The following is a 25388-nucleotide window of genomic DNA, read 5'->3' as shown; positions in this document are numbered from 1 at the left end:
TTCGAGTGCGTCCGGGAAATCAGCGGATCCAGCGAGCCGCGGCGAGTCCGGCGGTCGTACTGTCGAACCGTCTCCGAGGAGGACTTCCGATGCGCAGCGTGACTTGTTCGATGGCCGTCTCACTGGACGGTTACATCGTCGGGCCGGATGGCGGTTTCACCTGGGCGGCGCCCGACGAGGACGTCTTCCGCTTCTGCTTCGACCAGATCCAAGAGGTGGGCGTTCACCTGCTGGGACGGCACCTGTACGAGACGATGCTGTCCTGGGAGACCGCCGCGGCGGACCCGTCGCTCGACGACTCGGAGCGCGAGTGGGCCGCGCTCTGGAACCCGCTCCCGAAGGTGGTGTTCTCCACCACGCTGTCGGCGGTGCGGGGCAACGCCCGCCTGGCTTCCGGCGGCCTGGCGGCGGAGGTCGAGCGGTTGCGGGCCGAGCCCGGGGAGGGCGACATCGCGATCGGCGGCGCGACCCTGGCCGCCGAGGCAGCCGGGTTGGGTCTGGTCGACGAGTACCGGGTCCGGGTGTACCCGGTGCTGGTCGGCGGCGGGATCCCGTTCTTCCCCCGGCACGAGCGGCGGGTGGACCTCGAACTCGTCGAGAGCCGCGCGCTCAGCCCACAGGTCGTCTACCTCCGCCACCGCGTGGTGCGCTAGCGGTTGGGCCGGGCGTGCGAACGGACATCCTGGCGGTTTACAAACCGGAAGGTCGGTATTCGATCAGACTGCGACGTCGGCGGGCGGCTCGGCCAAGCGGACCTGGTTGCGGCCCGCGTTCTTGGCCTCGTAGACCGCCGCGTCGGCCCAGCGGAGGAGCTCGTCGAGGTCCGCTGAGGCGCCCTGGCCCGCCACCACGCCGATGGAGGTGGTGCGGTTGCTGATCACCACGGGTTGGCCGCGCTTGTCGGTGGCGGCCACGTTCATCGCCGCCACGCCCTGGCGAACGCGCTCGGCTACCTGCGTGGCACCGTCGGTGTCGGTGTCGGGCAGCAGGAGCACGAACTCCTCACCGCCGAAGCGGCCCACGACATCGCCCTGGCGGGTGGTCTCACGCAGGACCGCGCCGACCGCGCGCAGCACCGCGTCGCCCGCCGGGTGGCCCCAGGTGTCGTTGACCTGCTTGAAGTAGTCCAGGTCCAGGACCGCGACGGCGAGCGTGGTGTTCTGCCGCCTGGCCCGGGCGATCTCGCGACCCGCCTGCTCGTGCCAGCCGCGCGAGTTGAGCAGCTGGGTCTTGTGGTCGGTGCGGGCGTCGCCGCGCAGGTTCTCGATCTGCAGGGCGCCCCAGTCCAGCGCGCACAGCAGCGGGACCACGAACAGCGGCGCCAGCCACGCGTTGGCGATGGCCAGCGCGGCCAAGGCACCGAGGCAGACCGTCAACGCGGCCATGGCGTTGTCGCGGCGGGAGCCCGCGACCACCGTCCACGTCGGCTGCGGGGTGGACAGGGCGATGACACCGCCGATGGCGATCGCGTTGAGGACGAAGTACGTCAGCCCGGCCAGCGCGAGGATGAACGCCTCGCGGGCGCCGAAGGCCGCCGTGACGTCGACGTGGGTCAGCCGGATGACCGCCCACGAACCCAGCGCGGCCAGCAGGATGCCCGCCGTGCCGAAGGTGTAGCGGTAGAGCGGGCGGCGGGCCACCGGGTAGAGCTGCACGCGCAGCAGCAACATCGACAGCACGGCCATCCACGCGGGCAGCAGGACCATCGCGGGCAGGATCCACACGACACTGGTGTCCATGTGCGGACCCGGGCCGCTGTCGCGGCGGGTCTCCTCGGTGCGCCGGGACAGCCACAGGTGCACCGCGCCCGCGCCCACCAGGACGCCGAGCCTGCGCCAGTCGAACACCGTCGCCGGGGCGTCGGTCAGGCAGGCGAGTGCGACCGCGACCACGGTGACGAACTCGAACCCGATCACATACCGTCTGGCGGCGGGGGCCAGGTTCCATAGGCCCCAATCCCGCACCGAAGGCCAGGAAATGGACGAAGGGTGTTCACTGCGGAGCGAGTCGGTCACACTTAGCCGTGACCGGAGCCGCCGCAGGCTTCCCCCACGCGCCGTGCCACCGTGGGTTGGAGTCTGCTCAGCAACGGGACGCGTGCCGTCGCGAGGAGGTGTTCCCGGTGCGGAGCCTTGGCTGGAGAACTCCGGGTTGCGATTGGCGCCCGAGGCGTTTCCTTCCGGCCCGCCGAACGTTTCGTCCAGTGTGGATCCCCTTGGAGGTGTGTCCGATGCGCTCTCGCGACTGGTGAGCAAAGCACCCACTGTGTCCACTTCGAGCAAAGGAGTCGCTTCCGATGCGCTCTCGCGATTGGTGAACCCGCCACCGTCCCCGCCCATTCCCGCGGAAGGAGATCCAGATGAGCCGCGACTGGTGACAACCCCCGGACCACCCGACCCGCTCAAGGGAGTAGCCGATGCGCTCGCGCGACTGGTGACCACAGCACCCCCGACCGGATCAATCGAAGGAGCCACAGATGCGTTCTCGCGACTGGTGACCACAGCCCCCACCCCGTCGACCGAAACCGGAGGAACCCATGAGCCGCGACTGGTGACCACCGCAGGAGAAGAAGTGCCAACCACCGGAACACCGACCGGAACAGGAGATCCAGATGAGCCGCGACTGGTGATCACGAAGTCCTCGCCGACACCCGCCCCCAGAGCAGAGACAGGAGAAGCCGTTGAGCCGCGACTGGTGACCGCAGGACCCGCCCCACTCGACTCGACCGAAGGAGCCGCAAGTGCGTTCTCGCGACTGGTGACCTCAGGCAGCACACCGTCCACACCGACCACAGGAGACACAGATGTCCCGCGACTGGTGACCACCGAGCCGACCCCGACCGAATCGACCGAAGGAGCTCCAGGTGCGCTCTCGCGACTGGTGACCACCGCGTTCACGACGTCCACCCCGACCGAATCGACCGAGGGAGCCGCAGATGCGTTCTCGCGACTGGTGAGCACAGGCGCCACACCATCCACACCGACCACAGGAGGCACAGATGCGTTCTCGCGATTGGTGACCACGTGATCCCGTCCACCCGAGACCGGAGGAGCGCTCGATGCGCAGTCGTGACTGGTGACCCCGGCGTCGCCACCGTCCACACCGCCCGACCCGACCAGAGGAGCCGCGGATGCGTTCCCGTGACTGGTGACCAGCCCACCCGCCTGACCGTCCACACCGATTGGAGCACCCGATGCGCAGTCGCGACTGGTGACCGTCCCAGCAGCACTGTCCCCACCGGAGGAGCCGGTCCCGGGAGGCGCGTGCCGAGCGTCCCCGCGATCAGTGAGTCCCAACGGTGGCACCTCCCTCTCTCCAGCTCGTGGCACCCGGATGGACGCCCGCCGCGCCGGGAGGTTGTCAAACCTCCCCACGGCTTCGCACGGGTCGCCGACCCGCTGTCAGTAACATCGCCTGCCGATGTTGCCGCGTATCACGCGCGGCCCCGGACCACACGTTCCACTGTCCCCACGGTACGTCCTGCGCCGACAGTAGTGACCTCGCTACGCCAAGCAGCGCCCGAATGGAGCACGACAGTACTCGGACGTGTCGCCCAACCGGTTGCCACGTCCGCAGCACCGCGCGTGCGCCCGGCCGCCGCACCGCCGATGGTGATCTTCTGAATCGTCCGGCGGCAACGTGAGCGGACTCACGCGGTCAGCACCGGCGCCAGCCACTTGCGCAGCCGGGGCGGCAGCCGCTTCTCCAGCCCGTACGGCTCGAGGTGCCCGCCGAGCACCTCGGCGAACGCCGTGGTCAGGCTGTCGACGTCCCACACCGGGCGGTGCAGGATCGGCGCCTTGAAGTACGGCTGGCCGACGATGTGCAGCTCCGACCCCGTGCACCTGACCACCTGCCCGGTGATCCCCGCCGAACGCTCGTCGAGCAGGAAGTGCACCAGCGGGGCGACCAGCTCCGGGAGCCGGTCCGGTGACGTGTGCCGGGACGCGCGCTCCGAGGAACGCACCATCCGAGTGTAGGCCTTCGGGCAGACCGCGTTCACCCGAATGCCACATTCCTCCAGGTCCAGCGCCCACGAACAGGTGAGCGAGGAGACCGCCCCCTTGCTCGCCGCGTACGCGCCCAGGGTGCGCTGCCCCAGCGACGCGCCCGAGGAGATGTTGACGATGGCGCCGCCCCCCGCGGCCCGCATCCGGCTGATGGCCGCCAACCCGGTGTAGATGACGCCGAGCACGTTCACCTCGACCACCTCGCGCGCCCGCGCGGGCGTGTCCTCCCACGGCAGCGCCTCGTAGTTGAGGCCCGCGTTGTTCACCAGCCCGTCGATGGCGCCGAACTCGGCGACGCACTGCTCGACGATGGCCGCCGCCTGCTCCGGGTCGGCCACCGAGTGCGCGCTCGCCGACACCGCCCCGCCGCCGCGGCGGATCCGCCGGGCGACCCGGTCGGCCTGGTCGCCGTCGATGTCGTTGACCACCACCGCCGCGCCCGCCTGCGCCAGGTGGACCGCGAACGCCTCACCCAGCCCGCGGCCCGCCCCGGTCACCACGATCGCCTTGCCATCCATGTCGATCACCCCAACCCCAGCGCCGGCCCCGATCCCGCGGCGGCCTCGACCCGCCGCGGTGGCGGTCGTCAGACCGCCACCGGCTGTGGCCAGTGTTGGTCAGGGAGCACCGGCCCTGGGCCCGGCAACGCCCAGTGGTGTCAAGCGTGCGCTGAGCGTGGTGGGCCGTTCAGCGCGCGGGTAGGTACGGACCGATCACCCGCGTTGCGCCGGACGGCCGCATCAGCGGGTTTTCCGGGTTTCGGAACGCTTACCACCGCATCCGGCCGGCGTACTTGCCGGTACTCTGTGCGACGCCGTGATGACCGAGCGGCAGGCGTCACCGGGTTCACCGCCCCCAGACCCCGGGTGCGGAGGATGGAGTCAGCCGAACGGGCCACCCGCCCGCCGGACAGGAGCACACGTGAGCGCAGCAGCGCCGAGGATGACCGCGGTACTCGCCGATCGGGAGTTCCGCGCGCTCTGGTTCGCCGAGGCGGTCTCCGTCGGCGGTGACCAACTCACCCGGGTGGCGCTGGCGATCCTGGTCTACGACCGCACCGGCTCGGCGTTCTTCGCGGCGGGCATCTACGCGCTGACCTTCCTGCCTGCGCTCGCGGGCGGGCTCGGGCTCTCCCAGCTGGCCGACCGGTACCGGCGCCGCACGCTGATGGTGGTGTGCTCGGCGCTGCAGGCCGTGGTGGTCGGGCTGATGGCCATCCCGCACATGCCGCTGTGGGTGCTGTTCGTGCTGGTGATCATCATCCCGATGGTGCAGTCACCCGCGATGGCCGCGCAGAACGCCACCACCCGCGAGGTCTTCACCGACGACGCGATGTACCTGCGCAGCCAAGACCTGCGCGGCATCACCACCAACACGATGATGCTGCTCGGCCTCGGCGGCGGCGGCCTGCTGGTCGGCGCCATCGGCACCTCCTGGGCACTGACCATCGACGCGATCACCTTCGCCGTCGCCGCCGCCCTGGTCTGGCGCGACGTGCAGAACCGACCACCGGCGGGCTCCAAGGACGACGGCTGGTTCGACGGCGCCCGCTGGGTCTTCGGCGACCGCAAGCTGCGCGTGCTGCTCACGCTGTCCTGGCTGGTCGGGCTGGCGGTGATCCCGGAGGGCCTGGCCGCGCCGCTGGCCCAGGAGGCGGGCGCGCCCCCGGAGGCCGTCGGCTGGCTGCTGGCGGCGGACCCGCTGGGCTTCATCATCGGCACGTTCGCCATCTCGCACTTCGTCCCGGCCCGCCACCGCCCCAAGCTGATCGGCGTCTTGGCCACGGCCTCGGTCGGGGTGCTGATCTTCTTCGCGCTCAAGCCCAGCCTGGTCCTGGCCCTGCTGCTGCTGGTCCTCGCGGGGGCGGTGGGGGCCTACCAGATCACGGTGATGGCGGTCTTCAACTCGATCGTCCCCAACGAGATCCGCGGCGGCGCCTTCGGCACGGCCCGCACCGGTTTGCGGGTGTCCCAGGGTCTCGGGGTGGCGGCCGGCGGGGCCGTGGCCGAGCTACTGGACTCGGCGATGATCACGGTGGCGCTGGCGGGGCTGTTGGGTGTGCTGATCGCGGTGCCCGCGACGCTGGTGTGGGCACGGCTGAACGCGGACAAGGACTCAGGGTCTGCGCGTGCGGACTCTGATCGTCGGCAGGAAGCTGCCTGATTCTCGCGTTTGGCTGTCTGCTTCCGCGTTTGGCTGCCCGTTGGTGTTGCCGTCGTGGGTTCCCTGCTCCCCCTACGCCAAGTGTGACTACGGGCTGGACTGGTCTGTCAAGGCGGTAAAGATGCCTTGACAGACCAGTCCAGCCCGTGTTTTTGGCTGCGTATGGGATGCAGGGGCGGGAGTGGTCGCGGGGCTCGGTTGGCGGGCGCGATTCGGCTTGAGTGGATGCTCGGTCGCCGGAAGTGCCTGCGGCACAGCTGAGGGCGGTGGTTGTAGATGGGTGCGGTGGGCTCGGTGAGTGGAGTCCGGCGGGCGGGGGCCAACGGGGTGAATCGGTAAGAGGGGCTGGCGCGAGTGGGGCTGGAGGCGGATGAGGCAGGGAGCGGGCGAGGCTGGGGCGCGGGGAGTGTGCGCTCAGTCGGCGGCGAAGGCTGCCAGTAGGGCGCGGACGTGGGCGCCCTCGGGCACGCCCAAGCGCTCGAAGACCGGGAGTGCCGCTGCCCAGTCGGCAACCGCGCCTGGGCGGTCTCCGGTGAGTTGGCGGACCAGGGCGCGCACGTGCCGGGCGCGGGCCTCGGCCAGTGTTTGGCCACTGCGCGCGGCGATGCCCAGGCCGTGGTCGATGTGTTCGGCGGCGCCGTCGACGTCGGCGGCGTCGAGGTGGGCGTGGGCGAGTTCGGTGAGGGCTCGGGCCTCCAGCAGGCGCATCCCGGTGTCGCGCATCAGGGCGAGGGCTCGGGTGCCGTGGTCGATGGCGGCGCGGGGGTCGCCGGTGCGGCGGAAGAGGGCGCACATGCCGGTGAGCACCGAGGCCTCGCCGTAGCCGAAGCGGATCTCGCGGGCCAGGCTGAGGGCTCGGGTGTAGTGCGTGGCCGCTGAGGACCACTCGCCGGTGCGCTGTTGGATTGTGGCGAGGATGTCCAGGCCGCTGACCTCGTGCCTGCGCTCCCCCAGTTGCCTGCCCGCCTCCATGGCCTGTCGGACCTGGGCCGCCGCCGTGGCGTAGTCGCCTGCGTCGCAGCCGGTCTCGGCGAGGCAGATGAGCATGCTGGCTTCACCGTGTCGGTAGCCGTACCGGCGGCAGATGGCCATTCCTTCGCGGTAGCGCTGTGCGGCGCGCGGTAGGTCGCCCATCGCCCACAAAGTCAGACCGATCCCCTGACACGCGGCAGCCTGCACGTGGCGGTTGCCGATACGGGTGCTCAGGTCAAGAGCCTCCGTGTGCCGCTCTATGGCCTCTTGTGGTCTTCCAAGTGACAGCGCTGTCCCGCCGAGGTAGTTCAACGCGCCCGCTTCGCCGAAGCGGTTGCCGATGGTGCGGTTGAGCTCGAGTGCCTGCTCGTAGAACGCCGACGCCTGTGCGGGCTGCCCCAGCTGCGAGTGGGCGCGCCCCAGGTTGTGCAGGGCGGCGGCCTCGACGATCCGGTTGCCGGTGGACTGGCTCAGCTCCAGCGCCCAGCGGTGGCTCTCGATCGCCGCCACGTAGTCGCTGAGGTTGGTGTGGATCAGGCCGAGCAGGTCGTGCACCGAGGCCTCGGCGTCGACGTTGTCGGCCGCGCGCGCGGCGGCCAGGGCGGCCTTGGCGACGACCAGGCCGTCGGCCCCGTGGCCGCGGTTCCAGAAGTACGGCCGCAGCGACTCGGCGAAGCGCCACGCGTAGCGGTGCAGGCCCAGGGACGAGGCGGCGCTGGCCGCCGAGACCAGGTTCGCCCGTTCGGCGTCCAGCCAGGCCAGGGCCCGCTCCTCGGCGCCCTGCTCGGGCAGCGAGCCGACCCGCCAGAGCACGGCGCTGTGCGCCTCGATCTCGCTCAGGTAGTGGTCGAACAGGCCCACCACGGCCCCGGTGCGCTCGGCCTCGCGGTCCTCGGCCGAGGCCCGGCCGAAGGCGTACTCGCGGAGCAGGTCGTGGAAGGTGTAGCGGCCGCGGGTGTGCTCGCGGATGAGGTTGCCGTGGTCGAGCACGCGCAGCAGGCGGGCCGCGTCGCCGATGGGCAGGCCGCTGAGCGCGGCGGCGGCGGCCGGGTCGACGTCGACCCCCGGGACCGCGCCGAGCAGCCGGAACAGCCTGCGCGCGGCCGGGACGAGCTTCTCGTAGGACAGGTCGAAGGCCGCGCGGACCGCGCCCGACTCGTCGCCCGCGACCGCCAGGCCGGTCATCCGGCCGCGGTCGCGCAGCTCCCGGGTGTAGTCGGCGATGCTGATCAACGGCCGGATCGCCAGGTTCGCGCCCGCGATGCGCAGCGCCAGCGGCAGGTGCCCGCAGATCGCGGCCATCTCCGCGGCGGCGGCGGGCTCGCGGCGCATCCGGCCGACACCGACCAGCCTGCCCAGCAGGTCGACCGCCTCCGGGGCCGTGAGCACGTCCAGCGGCAGCTGGTGCGCACCGTCCTGGGCGGTGAGACCGGTGAGCCGGTCGCGGCTGGTGACCAGCACCAGGCAGCCCGACGAGCCCGGCAGCAGCGGGCGTACCTGCTCGGCCGTGGCGGCGTTGTCCAGCAGCACCAAGACGCGCTTGCCGGTGAGCAGCGTGCGGTACAGGCCCGCGGCCTCCTCCAGGTTGATGGGCACCCGCTCGGGCACCACACCGAGGGCGTGCAGGAAGCGGACCAGGACCTCCTGGGAGGTCAACGGCGTCCCCGCCGAGTAGCCCTGCAGGTTGACGCTGAGCTGACCGTCCGGGAAGCGCTCGCGGGCCCGGTGCGCCCAGCGCAGGGCCAGCGCGGTCTTGCCCACCCCGGCGGTGCCCGAGAGCGCCACGATCACCACCCCGGGGCTGCCGTCGACCTGGTGCAGCAGGTCGTCCAGGGACTCCAGCGGGGTGGTCCGGCCGACGAACCCGGGGGTCTCGGCGGGCAGCTGGGCGGGCGCGCGTTGGGTGGCGGGCTGCGGCAGCGGGGGTCGCGGGCGGTCGCGCAGCACCCGCAGGTGCGCGTCCTGGATCTCCAGGCCGGGCTCGACGCCGAGCTCCTCGTCCAGCCGGGCCCGGATGTCGGCGAACACCCGCAGCGCCTCGGCCTGCTCGCCGGTGCCCGCCAGGCCGAGCATCAGCCGGGCGTGCAGGCCCTCGTGCAGCGGCTCCTCGTGGGCCAAGGCGCGGATGCCCACGACCACCCGGGCGGGCCTGCCCAGGGCCAGGGCGACGTCGGCGTGGGCCAGCGCGACCGCCCGCCTGCGCGCGCTCAAGGCGACCGCGTTGGGGTGCTTGCGCAGCCCCGGCGGCAGGTCGGCCAGCACTGGGCCGCGCCAGCAGGCGAGCGCCTCGTCGAACAGGTCGGCGGCGGCGTCCGGGTCGGCTCCGCGCACCGCCTGCGCGCGGGCGGCGAAGTCCTCGAAGCGCAGCGCGTCGAGCTGGTCGGGCTTGATGGTGAGGCGGTAGCCGGTCGGGGTGGCGACGACCGCCCCGGTGTTGCGCTTGCCCGACCCGGCGAGCGCGCGGCGCAGCCGGGAGGCGTAGGTGTGGATCAGACCGAGGCAGCTCTCCGGCGGCTCCTCGCCCCAGAGCACGTCGATGATCTCCTCCCGGCTCACCGGGTGGTTGGCGTGCAGGGCCAGCAACGCGAACAGGCAGCGCTGCTTGAGCGCACCGACCTCGATAGGCCTGCCCCCGTGCGCGGCGGTGAACGGGCCGAGCACACCCAGGGTGAGGTGCGTACCGCGGGTCGGCCGGGCGGGTGGGGCGGCGCCGTCGGTGAGGTCCTGCTCGGTGACCCCCAGCGCGGCGGCGAGCCTGCGCACCGAGTCGGCCCGCGGCATGCCGACGGACCCGCGCTCGATGTAGCGCAGCGCGCGGATGCTGATCCCGGAGCGGTCGGCGAGCTGCTGCTGGGTGAGCCCCACCCGGGTCCGGTGCGAGCGCAGGAGCTCGCCGAACTTCCCGGGCGGGTCGGCCATCCTGCCCCCTCCTTGGCGGTCCGGTACGCGCGCGAGACTTGCCGCCTCTACTGCAAGAGACTTGCCGGTTGCCCATCGTAGTGCATACGACACGGCGATACCCGCAGGTGGGCAGGGCCAAGCGGGCTACCGGCGGTACCCCGACGCAGTACAGGTGGGCTGCCAGGACCACGCCGTAGCGTGTCAACTCGGGGGAACCGGGGTCCTTCAGGGGGACCAGACGTGGCGCGGCGTCCTGGGGGTGCGCCGTGCCACGGCCCCGGTTCGCCCGTGGCGCGCGCCGGTGCACCGGTAGCCTCCCCAGGAGTGGGGGCACAGCGCACACGATGACGGCCGCGGCTACGCGAACGCACCAGGACCCGCCGGACCGGCGGGTCCGGCTCCGCCTGCGCGGACGGCTGGGCTGGCTGCTGCTGGTGATCTTCGCCGCGGCCGGCTACGGGGTGGTCGCCTCCCGGTCGCCGAACGAGCCCGCGAACCCGCCCACCGGGCGGGCGGCCGAGGCGGCCGCGGCCATCGACGCGCTGCTCGACCCGACCGGCGGCCTCGACCCGATCGCGCTGCTGCCCGACGACTTCACCCAGGAGACCGGCGTGCGCCCGGCCCACCTGCGCGCCCCCGACGGCACGACCCGCGCGGTGCACGTGGACGGCGGCTGCTCGACGCCGTGGGGCGAGGACAACTCGCGCTGGGACTACTCGGTCGGCTGCAAGGCGCACGACCTGGGCTACGACCTGCTCCGCTACGCCTCGGCGAAGGGCCAGCCGCTGGGCCCGGGGCCGCGCCGCGCGCTCGACGCCAGGCTCTCGGAGGACATGCACGCGCAGTGCGACACCAACCCGCGCGGTTCGGCGGGGACCTGCCGGTTGGTGGCCTCGCTGTACTCCGCAGGCCTGGTGGCCAACTCGTGGCACCAGCGCTGGGGGCCGCCGCGCGCGGAGCCGATCGGCGCGTGGGCGGTGGCGCTGCTGGTCGTGATCGTGCTGCTCGCGGTCCGGGTGCCCGCGTTCGCGCGGCGGCGCACGGGTGTTCCGCGCGGGGCGGTACCGCTGGACGAGCGGTCCGGTGACCGGGCCGCCTACCTGGGGTTCCTCCGGGTGGTGAGCCTGAGCGCGGTGGTGCTGGCCGAGTCGGTGCTGGCCTTCGGGCCGCTCCTCGCCGCCCGGCCGGGCGCGCTGTGGCCGCTGACCTGGGTGTTGCAGCTGGTGCCGCTGTTCTTCTTCGCCGGTGGCGACTCGAACCTGCTGGCCTGGCGGGCCGCGCTGGCCGACGGCTCCGGCTACGGCGGCTACCTGGCCGCTCGGGTGTGCTGGCTGATCCGCCCGGTGCTGGCGTTCGTCACGGCCTGGTTGGTGGTGCCGCTGTCGCTGGACCTGGTGGACGCCTCCGACGCGTCGGTGGACGCCTTCGGCAGGCTGATCGCCCAGCCGCTGTGGCTGCTGGGGCTCTACCTGCTGGTGGTGGGCGTGACCCCGGTCCTGTACTGGCTGCACCGGCGGTTGCCGGTGGTCACCCCGGTCGCCCAGCTGGTCACCGTGGCCGGGCTCGGGCTCTTCGGCTCCGGGATCGGCGCGGCGTACGCGGGCGGGATCGTGCTCGCCGCGCTGTTCGCGCAGCTCTCGTTCCACTACGCCGACGGCACCTTCGCCGCGCTGCCGCGCCGGGCGCTGCTCGCGGTGGCCGCGGGTGCCGCGGTGTGCCTGGTGCTGCTGACCACGGTCGGCGGCCACGACAAGGAGCTGATGGCCGAGCCCGCCGGTACCGCCAGCTTCGTGCCCTCCGCGCTGGGCGTGCTGCTGATCGGCCTGGTGCAGGTGTGCCTGGTCGTGTTGCCGCGCGCCGATCGGGTGAAATCGATCGCGCACAGTCGACCCGCGGAGGCGGTCCGGTTCGTCCGCGCGGCGCCGATGACGGTCTACCTGGTCTACCTGTGCGCGATGCTGCTGCTGGCCGGGATCATCGGCGCGGCCTCCACGGCCGGGTTGCCGACCACGGCGGGTGACTGGCTGGTGCGGCCGAGCACCCTGCTCGCGCTGGCCCTGCTCGGGGTGCCCGCGGTGCTGGCGTTCGTGCTGTTCGAGTGGCGCGCCCCCGCCCACCCGGGGGCGCTGCGGGCCGGTGAGCCGCGGGCGAGCCGGTGGGACTCGGTGGCCGCGGCCATCGGCACCGGCTACGGCGCGCTGGGGACCATCGGGTTCGCGGTCAGCGGGCTGACCGGCACCCACCACGGCACCGCGCTGTTCGGCCTGCCCACCGACCCGATGGCCAGCATCATCCACCTGCTGCTGGGCTGGTACCTGCTGCACTCGGTGCGGATCGGCACCTCCTCCACGCCGTGGCCGTGGCTGCTGGTCGCGGTCGCCTGCGTGCCGCCGATGACCTCGGCCGAGGGTCCCGCGATCGGGTGTTACGGGGTGACGATCGGGGTCGCCGTGCTCGCGGCGGGCGCCTGCCTGCTGCCCCGGCTGCCGCGCAGGTCAGCGGTGCCGCCGACGGCCGGGGAGACCGCCCGGGGATGACTCGATGGTGGTGCTTGGACGCGTGCCGTGACGAAGCTCGCGAGACCGTGTGCCAGGCTACGGACAACCTCAGAGCGGCCGACCACGTCTTGACATGTGTTCGCGGCGGGCGCCGTGACGCGTGGGAGACAGGCCGCAGCCGACGGGGAGGAGCAGGGCGTGGAGTACCGGCCGCCGAGGTCAGGTAGTCGTGGTGGCCCGGCCGAGAGGTCCGTCCCGCCGCGGGCCCCGGCCCCCGGCAGGCGAGCCCAACCCGGCGACGACCGGCGCGACCTGCCCCGGCCGACCCGGTCCGAGCGCGACGAGCGTCCGCGCCGTGACGAGCCGCCGCGGCGGGCAGCCCACCGCGCCGAGCGCGAGGTGCCCCGGCAGGCGAGCCGCTCGGAGGGCTCCCAACCGCGCCGCCGGGTCTCCGGTGCCGCCCTGACCGAGCGCATCGAGCCCCCACCGCGCCCACGCCCGGCGCGCAAGTCCGCTCCCCCGCCGCGGCGGCACATCGGCGGGAAGGTGTTCCTGAGCCTGCTCTCCGCCGCGATCCTGCTGTCCACCGGCTACTACTGGCGGGTGGCCGACTCCTTCGCCAACGACCTGACCACCGCCGACGTGATCGAGGCCGCGGGCGAGCGGCCCGCCGACGGCGCGGTGGACATCCTGATGGTCGGCATGGACAGCCGCACCGACGCGCAGGGCAACCCGCTGTCGAAGGAGCAGCTGGCGATGCTCAACGCGGGCAAGGCCGACGGTGAGATCAACACCGACACGCTGATCATGATCAGGATCCCGAACGACGGCGGCAAGGCGGTCGGCATCTCGATCCCGCGCGACTCCTACGTGGACATCCCCGGCTTCGGCAAGCACAAGATCAACTCAGCCTACGGCCGGGCGAAGCTGGCCGCGCGGTCGCGGCTGCAGAAGGAGGGCGTCACCGAGGAGTCGAAGCTGGAGGTGGCCTCCAACCAGGAGGGCGCGCGCAGCCTGATCGCCACCATCGGCAAGCTCACCGGCGCCTCGATCGACCACTACGCCGAGGTGAACCTGCTCGGCTTCTACGACATCACCAACGCCATCGGCGGCATCGACGTCTGCCTCAACAAGGCGGTCAAGGACAGCTTCTCCGGCGCGAACTTCCCGGCGGGCCCGCAGAACCTGCAGGGCGCCCCGGCGCTGGCGTTCGTCCGCCAGCGGCACGGCCTGCCCAACGGCGACCTGGACCGGATCGCCCGGCAGCAGGTGTTCATGGGCGGGATGGCCAAGAAGGTGTTCTCCCAGGACGTGTTCACCCCCGGCTCGTCCACCCTGGGCAAGCTGCAGGAGGCGATCACCAAGTCGGTGGTGCTGGACAAGAACTGGAACATCATGCAGTTCGCCCAGCAGATGATGAGCGTCACCGGCGGCAACATCCAGTTCGCCACGGTGCCGCACGGCACCATCGACCTCGACACCCCCGGCGACGGCAAGGCGGTCGAGGTCGACCCGACCGAGGTCAAGTCGTTCGTCGGCGGCCTGCTCGGCGGCCAGACGTCGGTGGCCGCCCAGGCGCCCCCCACCGAGGCCGCCCCGGCCAAGCCGACGGTCACCGTGCTCAACGCCTCCGGCCGCACCGGCCTGGCCGCCGAGGTCTCCGACACGCTGTCCGGCAAGGGCTTCAAGACCACCGAGACCGGCAACGCGACCACCCGCACCAAGTCCGTCGTCCGCTACGCCAAGGGCGAAGAGGCCAACGGCACCGCCGTGGTGAGCGCGATCGGCAAGGACATCCCGGCCGAGCAGGACGCCAACGTGGCCAAGGGGAAGGTGACGGTCCTGATCGGAAAGGACTTCGGCACCAACGCCGCCATCGCGGGCGATCCCCTCGTCGGCACCCCCCCACTGCGCCTCGACGCCCGCCAACAGCCCGGCCCGGTGTGCGTCAACTAAGGACTTTCGGCCCTTTTCCTCACCCGATCGGAGCAACTTCACCCCAACCCGCGTAAGGCGAACGGGGTTGGGCGCTTTCACTGCCGGAAGCAGTGAAAGGGGCGGACGTGCGGATCGATGTGGCGACCTATCAGCGGGTTCTCGGCGACGAGATCCGCAGGCTGCGCAAGCAGCGAGGATGGACTCGCAAGGAGTTGAACACCAGGCTGCAGAGCGACATCTCGCTGCAGACACTGGCCACCTACGAGCTGGGGACCAGGCAGTGCTCGGTGGTGCGCTTCGTCGAGATCTGCGTGGCACTCGACGCCCTGCCGCACGACCTGATGGCCCGGGTGCACGACCGGGTCTTCGCCGACACCCCCATCGGCCGGGTCCGGGTCGACCTCAAGCGCGCGGTGGACGACCGAGCACCGGAGCTGATGCCCCTGCGCCGGTGGGCGGCCGAACTGTTGGCGGAGAACCAGGGCCAGACCGAGGTCCACTTGGACTTGTCAGCCCTCGACCGGCTCGCCGAGCTGTGCGGGATGGACACCGCGGACCTGATCGGCAGACTGCGACAGCTATCGGCCTGACACGCGGACTGGCACCACGGCCGGACATGACGGCCCACACGGATAAGACGAACTGACGGAAAGGACTGCCGGAAGGATGTGATGGCCGATCCACAGCGATCGGCCACCGCTACTCCGCACCCGCCACTCGACACTTCGGCCCCGCCACTCAGCCCAGCACACGGCACTCGGTAGTCGGTACTCGCCACTCCATGTCGAGACGCGAACCACATCAGCCGCATCCTCGGCGAACTCCGCCAACCATGCGAACTCCGCACTGCGCAACCCATGCAACTCCGCGAACCTCTGCGACCTCTGCGAATCGACGCGAACTCTGCGAACCAAGGGTTTCTTGTCGCTTGAGAAGCCGAGCCCCACCTGACGTAACACCCACTACGCAAGCGCTCGATCTAGTGGACTCGCTTCGTGTGGGGGGAGAGCACCGCTAAACTTGACCTGTAGTGGGGATGCCCTTCACCCCACGCTTTTTCCCCACCGCGGTGCTCTAGGGGCCTCGCGCGAAGTGAGTTCGCTAGATCGAGCCCCGCTCTTACTCGGGCAACCTGTACGAGGTTGCCCGCAGCGCACGTCAGGCGGAGATGCTGGATTGGGTGGACTCGCTTTGTTCGGGGCCCCTAAGAGAAGAGGCGCCGGGGTGAAGCGGGTGGGAAAGGGATCACCCACGCCTCAACCAGGCTAGCGCCTCTTCTCTCCCCAAACAAAGCGAGTCCACCCAATCCAGCACTCGGGCAGGCGGGTCACGCTTGGCGCAACTCGGCTTTCTCCCGGAGAAAACAATAGAATGGGGAGAATCCGCCGGGCGGCCGGGTGGCCGGGTGGCCGGGTGGCCGGGTGGCAGGAGCCAGGAGCCAGGAGCCAGGAGCCAGGAGCCAGGAGCCAGGAGCCAGGAGCCAGGATAAATGCTGGTCAGACGCCTGCAGTCTCCCTCGACCGGGCCCGCGTGATCAGTTCGAAGTTCGCCGGGTCCACCTTTCGGGTCTGCATCCAGTACCGCCAGGTGAATCCGGGCCAGATCGTCCGGTTCACGCCCTGGGAGTCCAGGTACCAGCTGGTGCAGCCACCCTTAGTCCAGACGCCGTCCGCCAGTTTTCGCTGGACCTCCGCGTTGAACTTGTCCTGTGCGCTGTGCCGGACGTCGATCGCGTCCGCCTGGTGCTTGTCGGTCAGCCGCAGTGCGTCGGCCACGTAGCGGATTTGGGACTCGATCATGAAGACCACCGAGTTGTGGCCGAGGCCGGTGTTCGGGCCGAGGAGGAAGAACAGGTTCGGGAAGCCCGCGACGTTGATGCCCATGTGCGTGTTGATGCCGTTGTCCCGCCACTGCTTGGCCAGGTCCAGGCCGTCGCGGCCGGTGATGTCGAGGTAGTCGAAGGAGTCGGTCACGTGGAAGCCGGTGCCGTAGATGATGGCGTCGACCTCGTGCTCCCGGCCGTCCTTGCCGACGATCGAGTGCTCCCGGACCTCGGCCACGCCCTCGGTGTCGAGGTGGACGTTGGGGCGGTTGAAGGTCGGGTAGTAGTCGTTGGAGATCAGCACGCGCTTGCAGCCCATGACGTAGTCGGGCGTCAGCTTCGCGGCCAGGACCGGGTCCTGCACCGAGCGCTTGATGTTGTGGGCCGCCAGCTTGGAGGCGTACTTGAGGATGCCCTGGTGGCCGTTGAAACCGACGGCGCGGACCTCGTTGATCCAGTACAGCAGGTGCCGGTAGGCGCGCTGGGCGCCGGGGACCTTGGCGAACGCCTGCTGCGACCACGCGGGCATGGCGTGGTCGGGCTTGGGCATCACCCACGGCGCGGTGCGCTGGAACAGCGTCAGCTCCGCGACCTCGGGGGCGATCTGGGGGACGAACTGGATCGCGCTGGCGCCGGTGCCGATCACCGCGACGCGCTTGCCCTTGAGGTCGTAGCCGTGGTCCCACCGCGCCGAGTGGAACGCCTTGCCCGCGAACTTCTCGATGCCGGGCAGGTCCGGGATCGACGGGAGGTGCAGCGCGCCGATGCCCGCGACCAGGAAGCGGGTCACGTAGGTGTCGCCGCCCCGGGTGCTCACCTGCCAGCGGTTCTGCTCGGCGTCCCAGCGGGCGCCGGTGACCTCGACGCCGAAGCGGGTATAGCGGGACAGGCCCCACTTGGCCGCGACGTCGCGCATGTACTGCCAGATCTCGGGCTGTGGGGCGTAGGAGCGGGTCCAGTCGGCTTTCTGCTCGAAGGAGAACGAGTACATGTGCGACTGGATGTCGCAGGCGCAGCCGGGGTAGGTGTTGTCCCGCCAGGTGCCGCCGAAGTCGTTCGCCTTCTCGAGCACGACGAAGTCCTCGCGGCCCTCCTTGCGCAGTTGGATGGCCATCCCCATGCCGGAGAAACCGGTACCGACGACCACCACACCGGTGTGGATGAGCTTGCCCATCTGGCTGGTCCTCCCTGTCAGGCTTTCCTGTTACCCGCCGTCAACCTTACTTCAAGTAGGTTACTTGCGGTAGAGTCAATCCCGTGACCACGACCGAGGGCAAGGCCGAGCGCAGGCGCCGGATGCCGCGGGCCGAGCGCGAGCGGCAGATGATGACCGTCGCCGAGGACATCTTCGCCGAACGCGGGTTCCTCGCCGCCTCGATGGACGACATCGCCGAGCGGTGCGGGGTCTCCAAGCCGATGATCTACGAGTACTTCGGCTCCAAGGAGGGCCTGCTCGTCGCCTGCATCCGGCAGGCGCGGGCGGAGCTGGCGAAGGTCACCACCGACGCCGTGGTGGGCGCCCAGAGCGCCGAGGACGCGCTGCGTCGGGGGCTGGTGGCCTTCTTCGAGTTCACCGACGCGCGCAGGCGCTCGTGGGCGCTGATGCTGCGCAACGAGGCCGCCGTGGCCGGTCCCGCCGCCGCCGAGGAGATCGAGGCGGGCAGGCAGGAGCAGGTGGAGATCGACATCGCGCTGTTCACGGCGTTCCTGCCGGACGCGCCGCGCCGCGACCTGGAGGCGGCGGCGCAGATCGTGGTCGGCGCCTGCGAGCGGCTGTCCCTCTGGTACGTCAACGAGGACGAGGTCAGCGCGGAGCAAGCGGCCGACTACCTGATGCGGACACTGTGGACCGGGCTCGGTGCGATGATCACCACTGTGGACACCGGGAATCGCCCGCACGGGTAGTGTCCAATTCGGAAGTTCCCTGCTAGCCGCGCCCGCCGACGAGCGGGATCCGGTCCCGTTGGGTTAGCTGCCACACATGCGGGGAGGTGTCGCTCCCCGCGGACCGGAAGTAGGAGGGGCGAACGATGTTCGAACCGATCCTGGCGAACTACACGCCCGACGGCGACGACTGGACAGTCGAGGTCACCGCGAAGGGCAAGACCCTCACCGCCACCGCGCCCGGCCTGATCGCCGCCCGCGACCGGGCGGACCAGCTGGTCGAGAAGCTCACCCCGGGTGAGGAGCTGCGCACCGTGGTGCACACGCTCCAGGGGGACGCGGTGAGCTTCACCGCGGCCTACCTGACCGCCCGGCTGGGCAGGTCCGAGGAGGCCCCGGCACCCGAGCCGGGCCCGGACGGGGCCGCGGACGGCGACAAGAAGGACGCGCCGCCGCCCGTGGCACTCGCCTAGCGGAAGAGCCTGCGCACGACCAGCAGGCCGACCAGCACACCCACGCCGATCAGCGCGTACTTCACCCGCGGATCGTCGAGCTTGGAGCGCGCGCTGGTCTTGGCGTTGTCGACCAGCCGCTTGGGGCTCGCCTTGGTACCGAGCTGGTCCAGCGTCGCGGCCAGCGCGTCGCGCGCCTGCTCGATCTCGCGCTGGATGGTGTCGGGGTCACGGGCCACGTGTCCTCCTAGGAAGCAAGCCGTCGGCGGGCACCACGGTAGATCACGGACCTGGCGCCGCGCGCACGGGCCACGCCGTTAGTCTGGTCGCGTTCGTGGACGGGCCCGTAGCCCAATTGGCAGAGGCACACGGTTTAGGTCCGTGCCAGTGAGAGTTCGAGTCTCTCCGGGCCCACGGACTCGGACGACCCGTGCCCGCGGAGTGCGCGGGCCGGGTCGTCCGTCTTTCGTCCTGGGGACCGAGCCCCCAGACCCCCACGGTGCGGCAGGCGGCTGTTCCAGCGCGGCTGGGTGGGGGCTCGCTCACGGCTTCGCCGATCGCATCGGGGTGGTCGGGGTGCGATCGGCGCCGAACCAGGGGCTCATCGGGCACGGCGGTGTGCTGGGTTGGTGGGGCCTGGGTGAGGGGCTCCGGCCCGGCGGGGGCATCCGCCGGGGCGAAGCGGCCTCCAGGGGGTCAGGCGGGGCAGAAGACCTCGTTGAGCAGCTCTGACAGGCCCGCGAACTGCCCCGGGGTGGGAGCGGTGGTCACCGACACCTCCAGGCGGGTGTGGGTGTCGCGGGTGCTGAGCACCACACTCGCGTACCCGGCGATGCCGCCCGGGTGGCCCCAGGTCTCGACGCCGCAGGGCGACGGGGTGACCGCCAGGCCGAGGCCGTAGCCGTTGGTGAACGGCAGCACCTTCGTCATCTCGGCGAGCTGGGCCGGGGCGAGCAGCCGCCCGTCGAGCAGGGCGTCGATGACCCGGTCGAGGTCGGCGGTGGTGCTGACCAGCGCGCCCGCCGAACCCGCGATGGACGGGCTGAGCCGGGTGATGTCGTTGGGCCTGCCCGCCAGGGCGGTGTAGCCGTGCGCGTGCGGGCCCTGGATGTCCAGCGCGCGGTCCGGCACGCTGGTGTCGCGCAGCCCCAGCGGGCGCAGGACGCGCTGCTCGACGGCGCGCTCGTAGGACTGCCGGGTGACCCTCTCGATGAGCAGGCCCGCGACGATGTAGTTGGTGTTGGAGTACTCGTAGGCCGTCCCGGGCGCGAAGACGGGCGGGTGCGCGTTGGCGATGTCGACGAACTCCCGCGGCTGCCAGTGGCGGTAGCGGATGGCCTCGAACTCGTCGGGCTCCAGTGGCAGGGCGTCGGTGTAGTTGTAGAGGCCGCTGGTGTGCTGGAGCAGCTGCCGCACGGTGATCCGGTCGCCGTCGCGGAGCAGGCCGGGCAGGTAGGCCGACACCGCGGTGTCGAGGCCGACCTTGCCCTCGCCGACGAGCTGGAGCACCACCGTCGAGGTCAGGACCTTGGTGATGCTGCCCGCGCGGAACCGCCCGTCCAGCGGCACCGGCCGGTTGGTGCCGAGCTCGGCGACCCCGGCCCGGGCGGTGAACCGGTCCCGGCCGTCGGTGACCCGCACCTGCACCCCGGCCGCGCCGTCGGTGACCAGCTTGTCCAGGGCGGCCTGGACGACGCGGCGGTCGATCCGGCTGCCGCGCTCGGCGGCCGCCGGGGCCGCCACCCCCACCGCCAGGCTCGCGGCCAGGACGGCCACCAGCCCGATCGTTGTCCCCTTGCGCATTCGGTTTCCCCTCGTTCGGTGAGATCGTGGCCACCGAGTCTCCGGTGGCCGCGGCGCGCGGGCGACCGTCCCGGGGATGGCTCGGCGCTCATCCCGCAGGGGTAGTCGCGATCAGCGGCCAGACCGGCGGAAACCGGACCGAGGAGCCATTTTTCCGTTGTCCCCCAATGGTTTCGCCCGCACACCTCCAGTCATACCCGCGACCGCGGCCCGCGCGCCCGGTAAAGGTCTCGGCGGATCGGGCACCGGGGCGCTACCGTCGCGGGCATGAAGGGCAAGGGCGGGCTGTCGTCGACGATCGCGACCAACCGGCGGGCGCGGCACGACTACGCGGTGCTCGACACGGTCGAGGCCGGGATGGTGCTGGTCGGCACCGAGGTGAAGAGCCTGCGCCTGGGCCGAGTGTCCCTTGTGGACGCTTTCGCAACGATCGACGACGGCGAGGTGTGGTTGCGCGGGCTGCACATCGGCGAGTACGCGCTGGGCACCTGGACCAATCACGCCCCGCTGCGGGTGCGCAAGCTGCTGCTGCACCGCCGCGAGATCGACAAGCTGGACACCCGGGTGCACGAGAGCGGGCTGTCGCTGGTCCCGCTGTCGATGTACTTCTCCGACGGCCGGGCGAAGGTCGAGCTGGGGCTGGTGCGCGGCAAGAAGACCTGGGACAAGCGCCAGGACCTGGCCACCCGCGACGCCAACCGGGAGATCGAGCGGGCCTTCTCCCGGCACGTCAAGGGGCAGCGGCGGGCCGCCGGGCGGGCGTGACACCATCGGCGTGTGCGGGCTCCCCGGGTGTTCACCGCGCTCCTGCGACTGGTCGACCGGTTCGAGGAGCGCGGGGTCTTCGTGCCCGGCGAGGACGACGGCGCGGTCTCCCCGTGGAAGGACTTCGGCTGGCTGATCGCGGCCTGGCTGTTCGCCATCGGGGTGCTGGTCCTGTTCTTCGCGCTGGCCGCCTGAGCACCCCCGACCCGCACCGAGCGCAGTGGCGGCGATCACCGCGGGTGTACCGGTGATCACAGCTCGGCCACAGTGCGACACCAGGTGCGACTCGACGGCCCGTTCGGTTCGCGGCGGGCCCCGATCGCCCGTCATGGTGGACCAGTACCACTCCGAGTCCCCAGTCAGGAAGAGGCACACGACCGTGAAGACCGTCGGACTGGCGGGCGCCCTCTGCGCCCTCCTGGTGGTCCTCACCGGGTGCGGCGGGGGCCCCGCGTACACGGCGTCGGCCGACCAGCCCGCACCGAGCACCGCGAGCGAGGAGCTGGCGCAGTCCGGTGTGCCGCCGCGCAGCGGGGAACGCAGGCCGCTGGGCAACGGGCTGACCATCACGCTGTCCGCGCCCAAGTCGTTCGTCCCGGCCGACTCGGCCTACCCCGAGGCGGTCCGCGCGATCGGCTTCGAGATGACCGTGGTCAACAACGGCACCAGCGCCTACCGACCGACCCTGCTCTCGCTCTCGGCGATGGCCAACGGCGCCAAGACCCAGCAGGTGATCGACTCCACCCAGGGCTACTCCGGGGTGGTCGGCGCCGCCGACGTGCCGCCGGGGCGCAGCACCCGGTTCTCGGTCGCCTTCGCGGTGCCCGAGGAGAAGGCCGAGGTGCAGGTCAGCGCCCAGCCGGACCCGGCGGGCGCGACGATGGTGACCGTGTTCGACGGGCTGGCCTAGCGGCGCGCTAGCGTCACGGCATGACTGAGCAGAACCGGCTCGCCACCGGCGATCAGGCCCCCGAGTTCACCCTGCCCGACAGCACGGGCACCGAGGTGTCGCTCTCCGACTTCCGCGGCCAGTCGGTCGTCCTGTACTTCTACCCGGCCGCCGCGACACCGGGCTGCACCAAGCAGGCGTGCGACTTCCGGGACAACCTCACCGAGCTGAACGACGCGGGCTTCGCGGTGCTGGGTGTCTCGCCGGACAAGCCCGCCAAACTGGCCAAGTTCGTCGCCGACGAGGGCCTGACCTTCCCACTGCTCTCCGACGTCGACCGCGCGGTGCTCACGGCCTATGGCGCGTACGGCGAGAAGCAGCTCTACGGCAAGACGGTGACCGGCGTGATCCGCTCGACGTTCGTGGTCGACCCGGAGGGCAAGATCGCCCACGCGCTGTACAACGTGCGCGCGACCGGACACGTGGCGAAGCTGCGCAAGGACCTCAAGATCTGAGGACAACCCAGCGCGGCAGTGCGCCGTAGGGGGCCGCTGAGCTGGGAAGTTGTCCCACTAACGGGTCAACTTTCCGGTTCGGGCACGGCGTATTCACGCCGTGCGTCGAACACGGGTCTTGGCTCTGTCGAGCTTGTTGGTGCTGTCCTCAACGGCACTGTCCGGGTGCGCCGAGCGCGCGCCTGCGGCGGGGAAAGCGGTTCTCGCGATCGCCCCACAGACTGTCGTGGTGACATCGGTGGCATCAGTGGCGCCGCCTGCGGTGGTGAAGGTGCCCACACCTGCCCCGCCTGCGGCCTTCGACCCGAAGGCCGTCACAGTGGCGGTGCGCGGGGTGGCAAAGCAGGCCACGGTCGGCATCGTGGTCTTCGACCGCACAACCGGGACCGAACTGCTGTCGGTGTTGGCCGACCGGCAGTTCAGATCCGCTTCACTGGTGAAACTGCTGATCGCGATCGACGTACTCGCCGACGGAGCCGACGCAGCCACCCGCAAACGAGTAGCAATGATGCTGCGCCTATCCGACGACGGCACAGCCAGCGCGTTCTGGATGACGCAGGGCGGATCGGCTTTGGTCACACGGACTGCCCGGGTAATTGGACTCCGAGGCACCCGGCCACCGACGAACCCCAGGCAGTGGGGGGATGTCCTGCTGACCGCACGGGATGTCCTGCGGATCTACGAGTACGTGCTGCGATTGCCCACGGCCGACCGAGAACTGGTGGTGGACGCACTCGCATCGGCGCCACGGCAAGCCGCAGACGGATTCGACCAGCACTTCGGCATCCCAGACGGGATTTCTGTCGAATGGGCCATCAAACAGGGATGGTCGAACAGCGCGAGGGACATCGTCGTGCACAGCACCGGGCTGGTGGGACCGGGATGGCGGTACGTAGTGGTATTGCTGACAGAACACCCGCTATCGACACGCTTCGCAGTAGCGACGCGAGCCGTGACCGCGGGGGCGCGGGTCTTGAGCCCTTTACTCGCACCTTGAACTCTCGCCGCTGGGGACCCGTCTTCGTTGCTCGTGCGGGGGTTGCCGTCTTCGTTGCTTGTGCGGGGGTTGCCGTCTTCGTTGCCCGGGTTAGAAGCGGGGCTCGGGGGCGCCGCCTCGGTTGCCCGAGTAGCCGCCTCGGTTGCCCGGGTAAGAGCGTGGGCTCGATCTAGTGAACTCACTTCGCGCGGGGCCCCTAGAGCACCGCGGTGGTGAAAAAAGGGCGGGTGAAGGGCATTCCCCACCACCGGCAAGTTTAGCGGTGCTCTCCCCCCACACGAAGCGAGTCCACCAGATCGAGCATCCGTAGCGGGACTTGCGTTCCAGCGGGGTCGGCCTATCCGCTGCGGTCTGGTGGGGCGGCCGTCGGCTGCGGTCTGGTGGTGGGGGTACCAGCGGGGTAGGGCTACAGAGCCTTCAAGTGCGGCAGGAGCAACGCCAACGCCTGGCCCCGATGTGAGACCGCATCCTTCTCGCCCGGGCTCAGCTCAGCCGAAGTCACCGAATACCCCTCCGGCACGAAGATCGGGTCGTAGCCGAACCCATTGGTGCCGCTGGGTTCCCGGACAACAGTCCCACGCCAGTCGGCACGAAGGGTGATCTCCGCGCCGTCCGGCTGCACGAGTGCGATCGCGCAGACGAACCCGCCGCCCCGGCGCTCATCCGGGACGTCGTTCAGCTGGGCCAGGACCAGGTCCAGGTTCGCCTGGTCGTCGCCGTGCCTGCCGGACCAGCGGGCCGAGAGCACGCCGGGCATCCCGTTGAGGGCGTCGATCGCGATGCCCGAGTCGTCGGCGATCGTGGGCAAGCCGGTCTCCCGGGCGCCGTCGCGGGCCTTGGCGAGGGCGTTCTCCTCGAACGTGGCGCCGGTCTCCGGGGCGTCCGGGAAGGCCGGGACGTCGTCCAGGCCGACGATCTCGACGTTCGACACCGCCGCCGCGGCCAGGATGCGGCGGAGCTCGGCCAGCTTCTTGGCGTTGCGGCTCGCCAGCAGGACCCGGGTCATCACTTGCCCGCCTTGGGTTCGGGCAGGGTGCCGGGGTAGGGCAGGGCCAGGGCGGCGGCCTGGATCCGGTTCAGCTCGGCGCAGCCCGCCATGGCCAGGTCGAGCATGGCGTCGAGGGTGGATCGGGCGAAGGTGGCGCCCTCGCCGGTGCCCTGGACCTCGATCAGGGTGCCCGCGTCGGTCGCCACGACGTTCATGTCGACCTCGGCGCGGGCGTCCTCCTCGTACGGCAGGTCCAGGCGGACCCGGCCGCCGACCACGCCGACGCTGACCGCGGAGACCGCGCAGGACAGCGGCTGGGGGTCGGCCAGCTTGCCCGCCGCGGCCAGGTAGGTCACCGCGTCGGCCAGGGCCACGTAGGCGCCGGTGATGGCCGCGGTGCGGGTGCCGCCGTCGGCCTGGATGACGTCGCAGTCGAGGTGGATGGTGTTCTCGCCCAGGGCGGCCAGGTCGATGCAGGCGCGCAGCGACCGGCCGATCAGCCTGCTGATCTCGTGCGTGCGGCCGCCGACGCGGCCCTTGATGGACTCGCGCTCGCCGCGGGTGTTGGTCGCCGAGGGCAGCATCGCGTACTCGGCGGTCACCCAGCCGAGGCCCGAACCCTTGCGCCACCGGGGCACGCCCTCGGTGACGCTGGCCGCGCAGAGCACCCTGGTGCGGCCGAACTCCACCAGCACCGAGCCCGCTGGCCAGTCCTGGTAGCCGCGGGTGAGCTTGATGTCCCTGAGCTGGCCGTCTGTCCTGCCGTCGCTTCTCGCCACGACGGCCAGCCT

At 71.1% G+C, this 25388-nt stretch carries 20 protein-coding genes and 1 tRNA gene; 13 read left to right on the top strand and 8 right to left on the bottom strand.

The annotated features are described in order from the left end of the window. Positions 1 to 89 precede the first annotated feature (89 nt). Entirely contained in the window at positions 90 to 653 is a 564-nt protein-coding gene (locus QSK30_RS23050) for a dihydrofolate reductase family protein (RefSeq protein ID WP_285505712.1), read from the top strand. Between the two features lie 63 nt (positions 654 to 716). Here QSK30_RS23050 and QSK30_RS23045 read toward each other — a convergent pair whose 3' ends face one another. Continuing rightward, complete coding sequence (locus QSK30_RS23045) at positions 717 to 1916, bottom strand: GGDEF domain-containing protein (RefSeq protein WP_285505710.1); 1200 nt, start codon at positions 1914 to 1916, stop codon at positions 717 to 719. A 1733-nt stretch (positions 1917 to 3649) separates the two neighbouring features. Then, complete coding sequence (locus tag QSK30_RS23040; protein ID WP_285505709.1) at positions 3650 to 4528, bottom strand: SDR family NAD(P)-dependent oxidoreductase; 879 nt, start codon at positions 4526 to 4528, stop codon at positions 3650 to 3652. A 424-nt stretch (positions 4529 to 4952) separates the two neighbouring features. Between QSK30_RS23040 and QSK30_RS23035 the strand changes: the two genes are divergently transcribed. Beyond that, entirely contained in the window at positions 4953 to 6173 is a 1221-nt protein-coding gene (locus QSK30_RS23035; protein ID WP_285505732.1) for an MFS transporter, read from the top strand. A gap of 414 nt (positions 6174 to 6587) precedes the next feature. On the opposite strand, the gene QSK30_RS23030 is transcribed toward QSK30_RS23035, so the two are convergent. Further along, positions 6588 to 10064 carry a tetratricopeptide repeat protein gene (locus QSK30_RS23030; protein WP_285505708.1) on the bottom strand — a complete coding sequence of 1159 codons (3477 nt, stop codon included), beginning with the start codon at positions 10062 to 10064 and terminating at the stop codon, positions 6588 to 6590. A gap of 326 nt (positions 10065 to 10390) precedes the next feature. Between QSK30_RS23030 and QSK30_RS23025 the strand changes: the two genes are divergently transcribed. The 3 genes from QSK30_RS23025 to QSK30_RS23015 all read left to right on the top strand — a co-directional run bounded on the left by QSK30_RS23025 (position 10391) and on the right by QSK30_RS23015 (position 15072). After that, positions 10391 to 12583, top strand: a complete 2193-nt coding sequence (locus QSK30_RS23025) for a phospholipase A2 family protein (protein WP_285505707.1) — start codon at positions 10391 to 10393, stop codon at positions 12581 to 12583. Between the two features lie 159 nt (positions 12584 to 12742). Then, positions 12743 to 14500 carry an LCP family protein gene (locus QSK30_RS23020; protein ID WP_285505706.1) on the top strand — a complete coding sequence of 586 codons (1758 nt, stop codon included), beginning with the start codon at positions 12743 to 12745 and terminating at the stop codon, positions 14498 to 14500. 107 nt (positions 14501 to 14607) lie between these two features. Next, positions 14608 to 15072: a helix-turn-helix domain-containing protein gene (locus tag QSK30_RS23015; RefSeq protein ID WP_285505704.1), complete on the top strand. Its 465-nt coding sequence runs from the start codon at positions 14608 to 14610 to the stop codon at positions 15070 to 15072. 906 nt (positions 15073 to 15978) lie between these two features. Here QSK30_RS23015 and QSK30_RS23010 read toward each other — a convergent pair. Then, on the bottom strand, positions 15979 to 17478 hold the full coding sequence (locus QSK30_RS23010; protein WP_285505703.1) for a flavin-containing monooxygenase: 1500 nt from the start codon (positions 17476 to 17478) through the stop codon (positions 15979 to 15981). A gap of 122 nt (positions 17479 to 17600) precedes the next feature. Here QSK30_RS23010 and QSK30_RS23005 point away from each other — a divergent pair, with 122 nt between their 5' ends. Together QSK30_RS23005 and QSK30_RS23000 are read left to right on the top strand one after the other, a co-directional pair. Then, on the top strand, positions 17601 to 18209 hold the full coding sequence (locus QSK30_RS23005) for a TetR/AcrR family transcriptional regulator (protein WP_285505731.1): 609 nt from the start codon (positions 17601 to 17603) through the stop codon (positions 18207 to 18209). A gap of 125 nt (positions 18210 to 18334) precedes the next feature. After that, positions 18335 to 18661, top strand: a complete 327-nt coding sequence (locus QSK30_RS23000; RefSeq protein ID WP_285505702.1) for a hypothetical protein — start codon at positions 18335 to 18337, stop codon at positions 18659 to 18661. Here QSK30_RS23000 and QSK30_RS22995 read toward each other — a convergent pair. Next, entirely contained in the window at positions 18658 to 18879 is a 222-nt protein-coding gene (locus QSK30_RS22995) for a DUF3618 domain-containing protein (RefSeq protein WP_285505701.1), read from the bottom strand. The two genes, QSK30_RS23000 and QSK30_RS22995, sit on opposite strands and share 4 nt — an antisense overlap. Positions 18880 to 18980: 101 nt before the next feature. Between QSK30_RS22995 and QSK30_RS22990 the strand changes: the two genes are divergently transcribed. Beyond that, positions 18981 to 19054 (top strand) — tRNA-Leu (locus QSK30_RS22990). A 282-nt stretch (positions 19055 to 19336) separates the two neighbouring features. Here QSK30_RS22990 and QSK30_RS22985 read toward each other — a convergent pair. After that, positions 19337 to 20443, bottom strand: a complete 1107-nt coding sequence (locus QSK30_RS22985) for a serine hydrolase domain-containing protein (RefSeq protein WP_285505700.1) — start codon at positions 20441 to 20443, stop codon at positions 19337 to 19339. Between the two features lie 267 nt (positions 20444 to 20710). Here QSK30_RS22985 and smpB point away from each other — a divergent pair, with 267 nt between their 5' ends. The 5 genes from smpB to QSK30_RS22960 all read left to right on the top strand — a co-directional run bounded on the left by smpB (position 20711) and on the right by QSK30_RS22960 (position 23609). After that, positions 20711 to 21208, top strand: coding sequence for an SsrA-binding protein SmpB (gene smpB / locus QSK30_RS22980; protein ID WP_285505699.1), 498 nt, complete (start codon positions 20711 to 20713; stop codon positions 21206 to 21208). A 12-nt stretch (positions 21209 to 21220) separates the two neighbouring features. After that, positions 21221 to 21403 (top strand): hypothetical protein, encoded by a 183-nt coding sequence (locus QSK30_RS22975; protein ID WP_285505698.1) that lies wholly within the window; start codon positions 21221 to 21223, stop codon positions 21401 to 21403. A 184-nt stretch (positions 21404 to 21587) separates the two neighbouring features. Beyond that, a complete protein-coding gene (locus QSK30_RS22970) occupies positions 21588 to 22118 on the top strand; it encodes a hypothetical protein (RefSeq protein WP_285505697.1) in 531 nt (176 codons plus the stop codon). A 20-nt stretch (positions 22119 to 22138) separates the two neighbouring features. Further along, positions 22139 to 22612 carry a thioredoxin-dependent thiol peroxidase gene (bcp, locus tag QSK30_RS22965; RefSeq protein WP_285505695.1) on the top strand — a complete coding sequence of 158 codons (474 nt, stop codon included), beginning with the start codon at positions 22139 to 22141 and terminating at the stop codon, positions 22610 to 22612. 229 nt (positions 22613 to 22841) lie between these two features. After that, entirely contained in the window at positions 22842 to 23609 is a 768-nt protein-coding gene (locus QSK30_RS22960; RefSeq protein WP_285505693.1) for a serine hydrolase, read from the top strand. Positions 23610 to 24015: 406 nt separating this feature from the next. Here the strand turns inward: QSK30_RS22960 and rdgB are convergent, their stop codons facing one another. Both rdgB and rph read right to left on the bottom strand, forming a co-directional pair. Next, positions 24016 to 24615: an RdgB/HAM1 family non-canonical purine NTP pyrophosphatase gene (gene rdgB, locus QSK30_RS22955; RefSeq protein ID WP_285505692.1), complete on the bottom strand. Its 600-nt coding sequence runs from the start codon at positions 24613 to 24615 to the stop codon at positions 24016 to 24018. After that, positions 24615 to 25376, bottom strand: a complete 762-nt coding sequence (gene rph, locus QSK30_RS22950) for a ribonuclease PH (RefSeq protein ID WP_285505691.1) — start codon at positions 25374 to 25376, stop codon at positions 24615 to 24617. Before rph ends, rdgB begins: the two co-directional genes overlap by 1 nt. Positions 25377 to 25388: the final 12 nt, after the last annotated feature.

Origin of the sequence: Actinokineospora sp. NBRC 105648, assembly GCF_030269645.1 — a bacterium.
Taxonomy (GTDB): Bacteria; Actinomycetota; Actinomycetes; order Mycobacteriales; family Pseudonocardiaceae; genus Actinokineospora.
The sequence above is the reverse complement of the archived record's forward strand: the minus strand, read 5'-3'. Positions and strand labels throughout refer to the sequence as shown.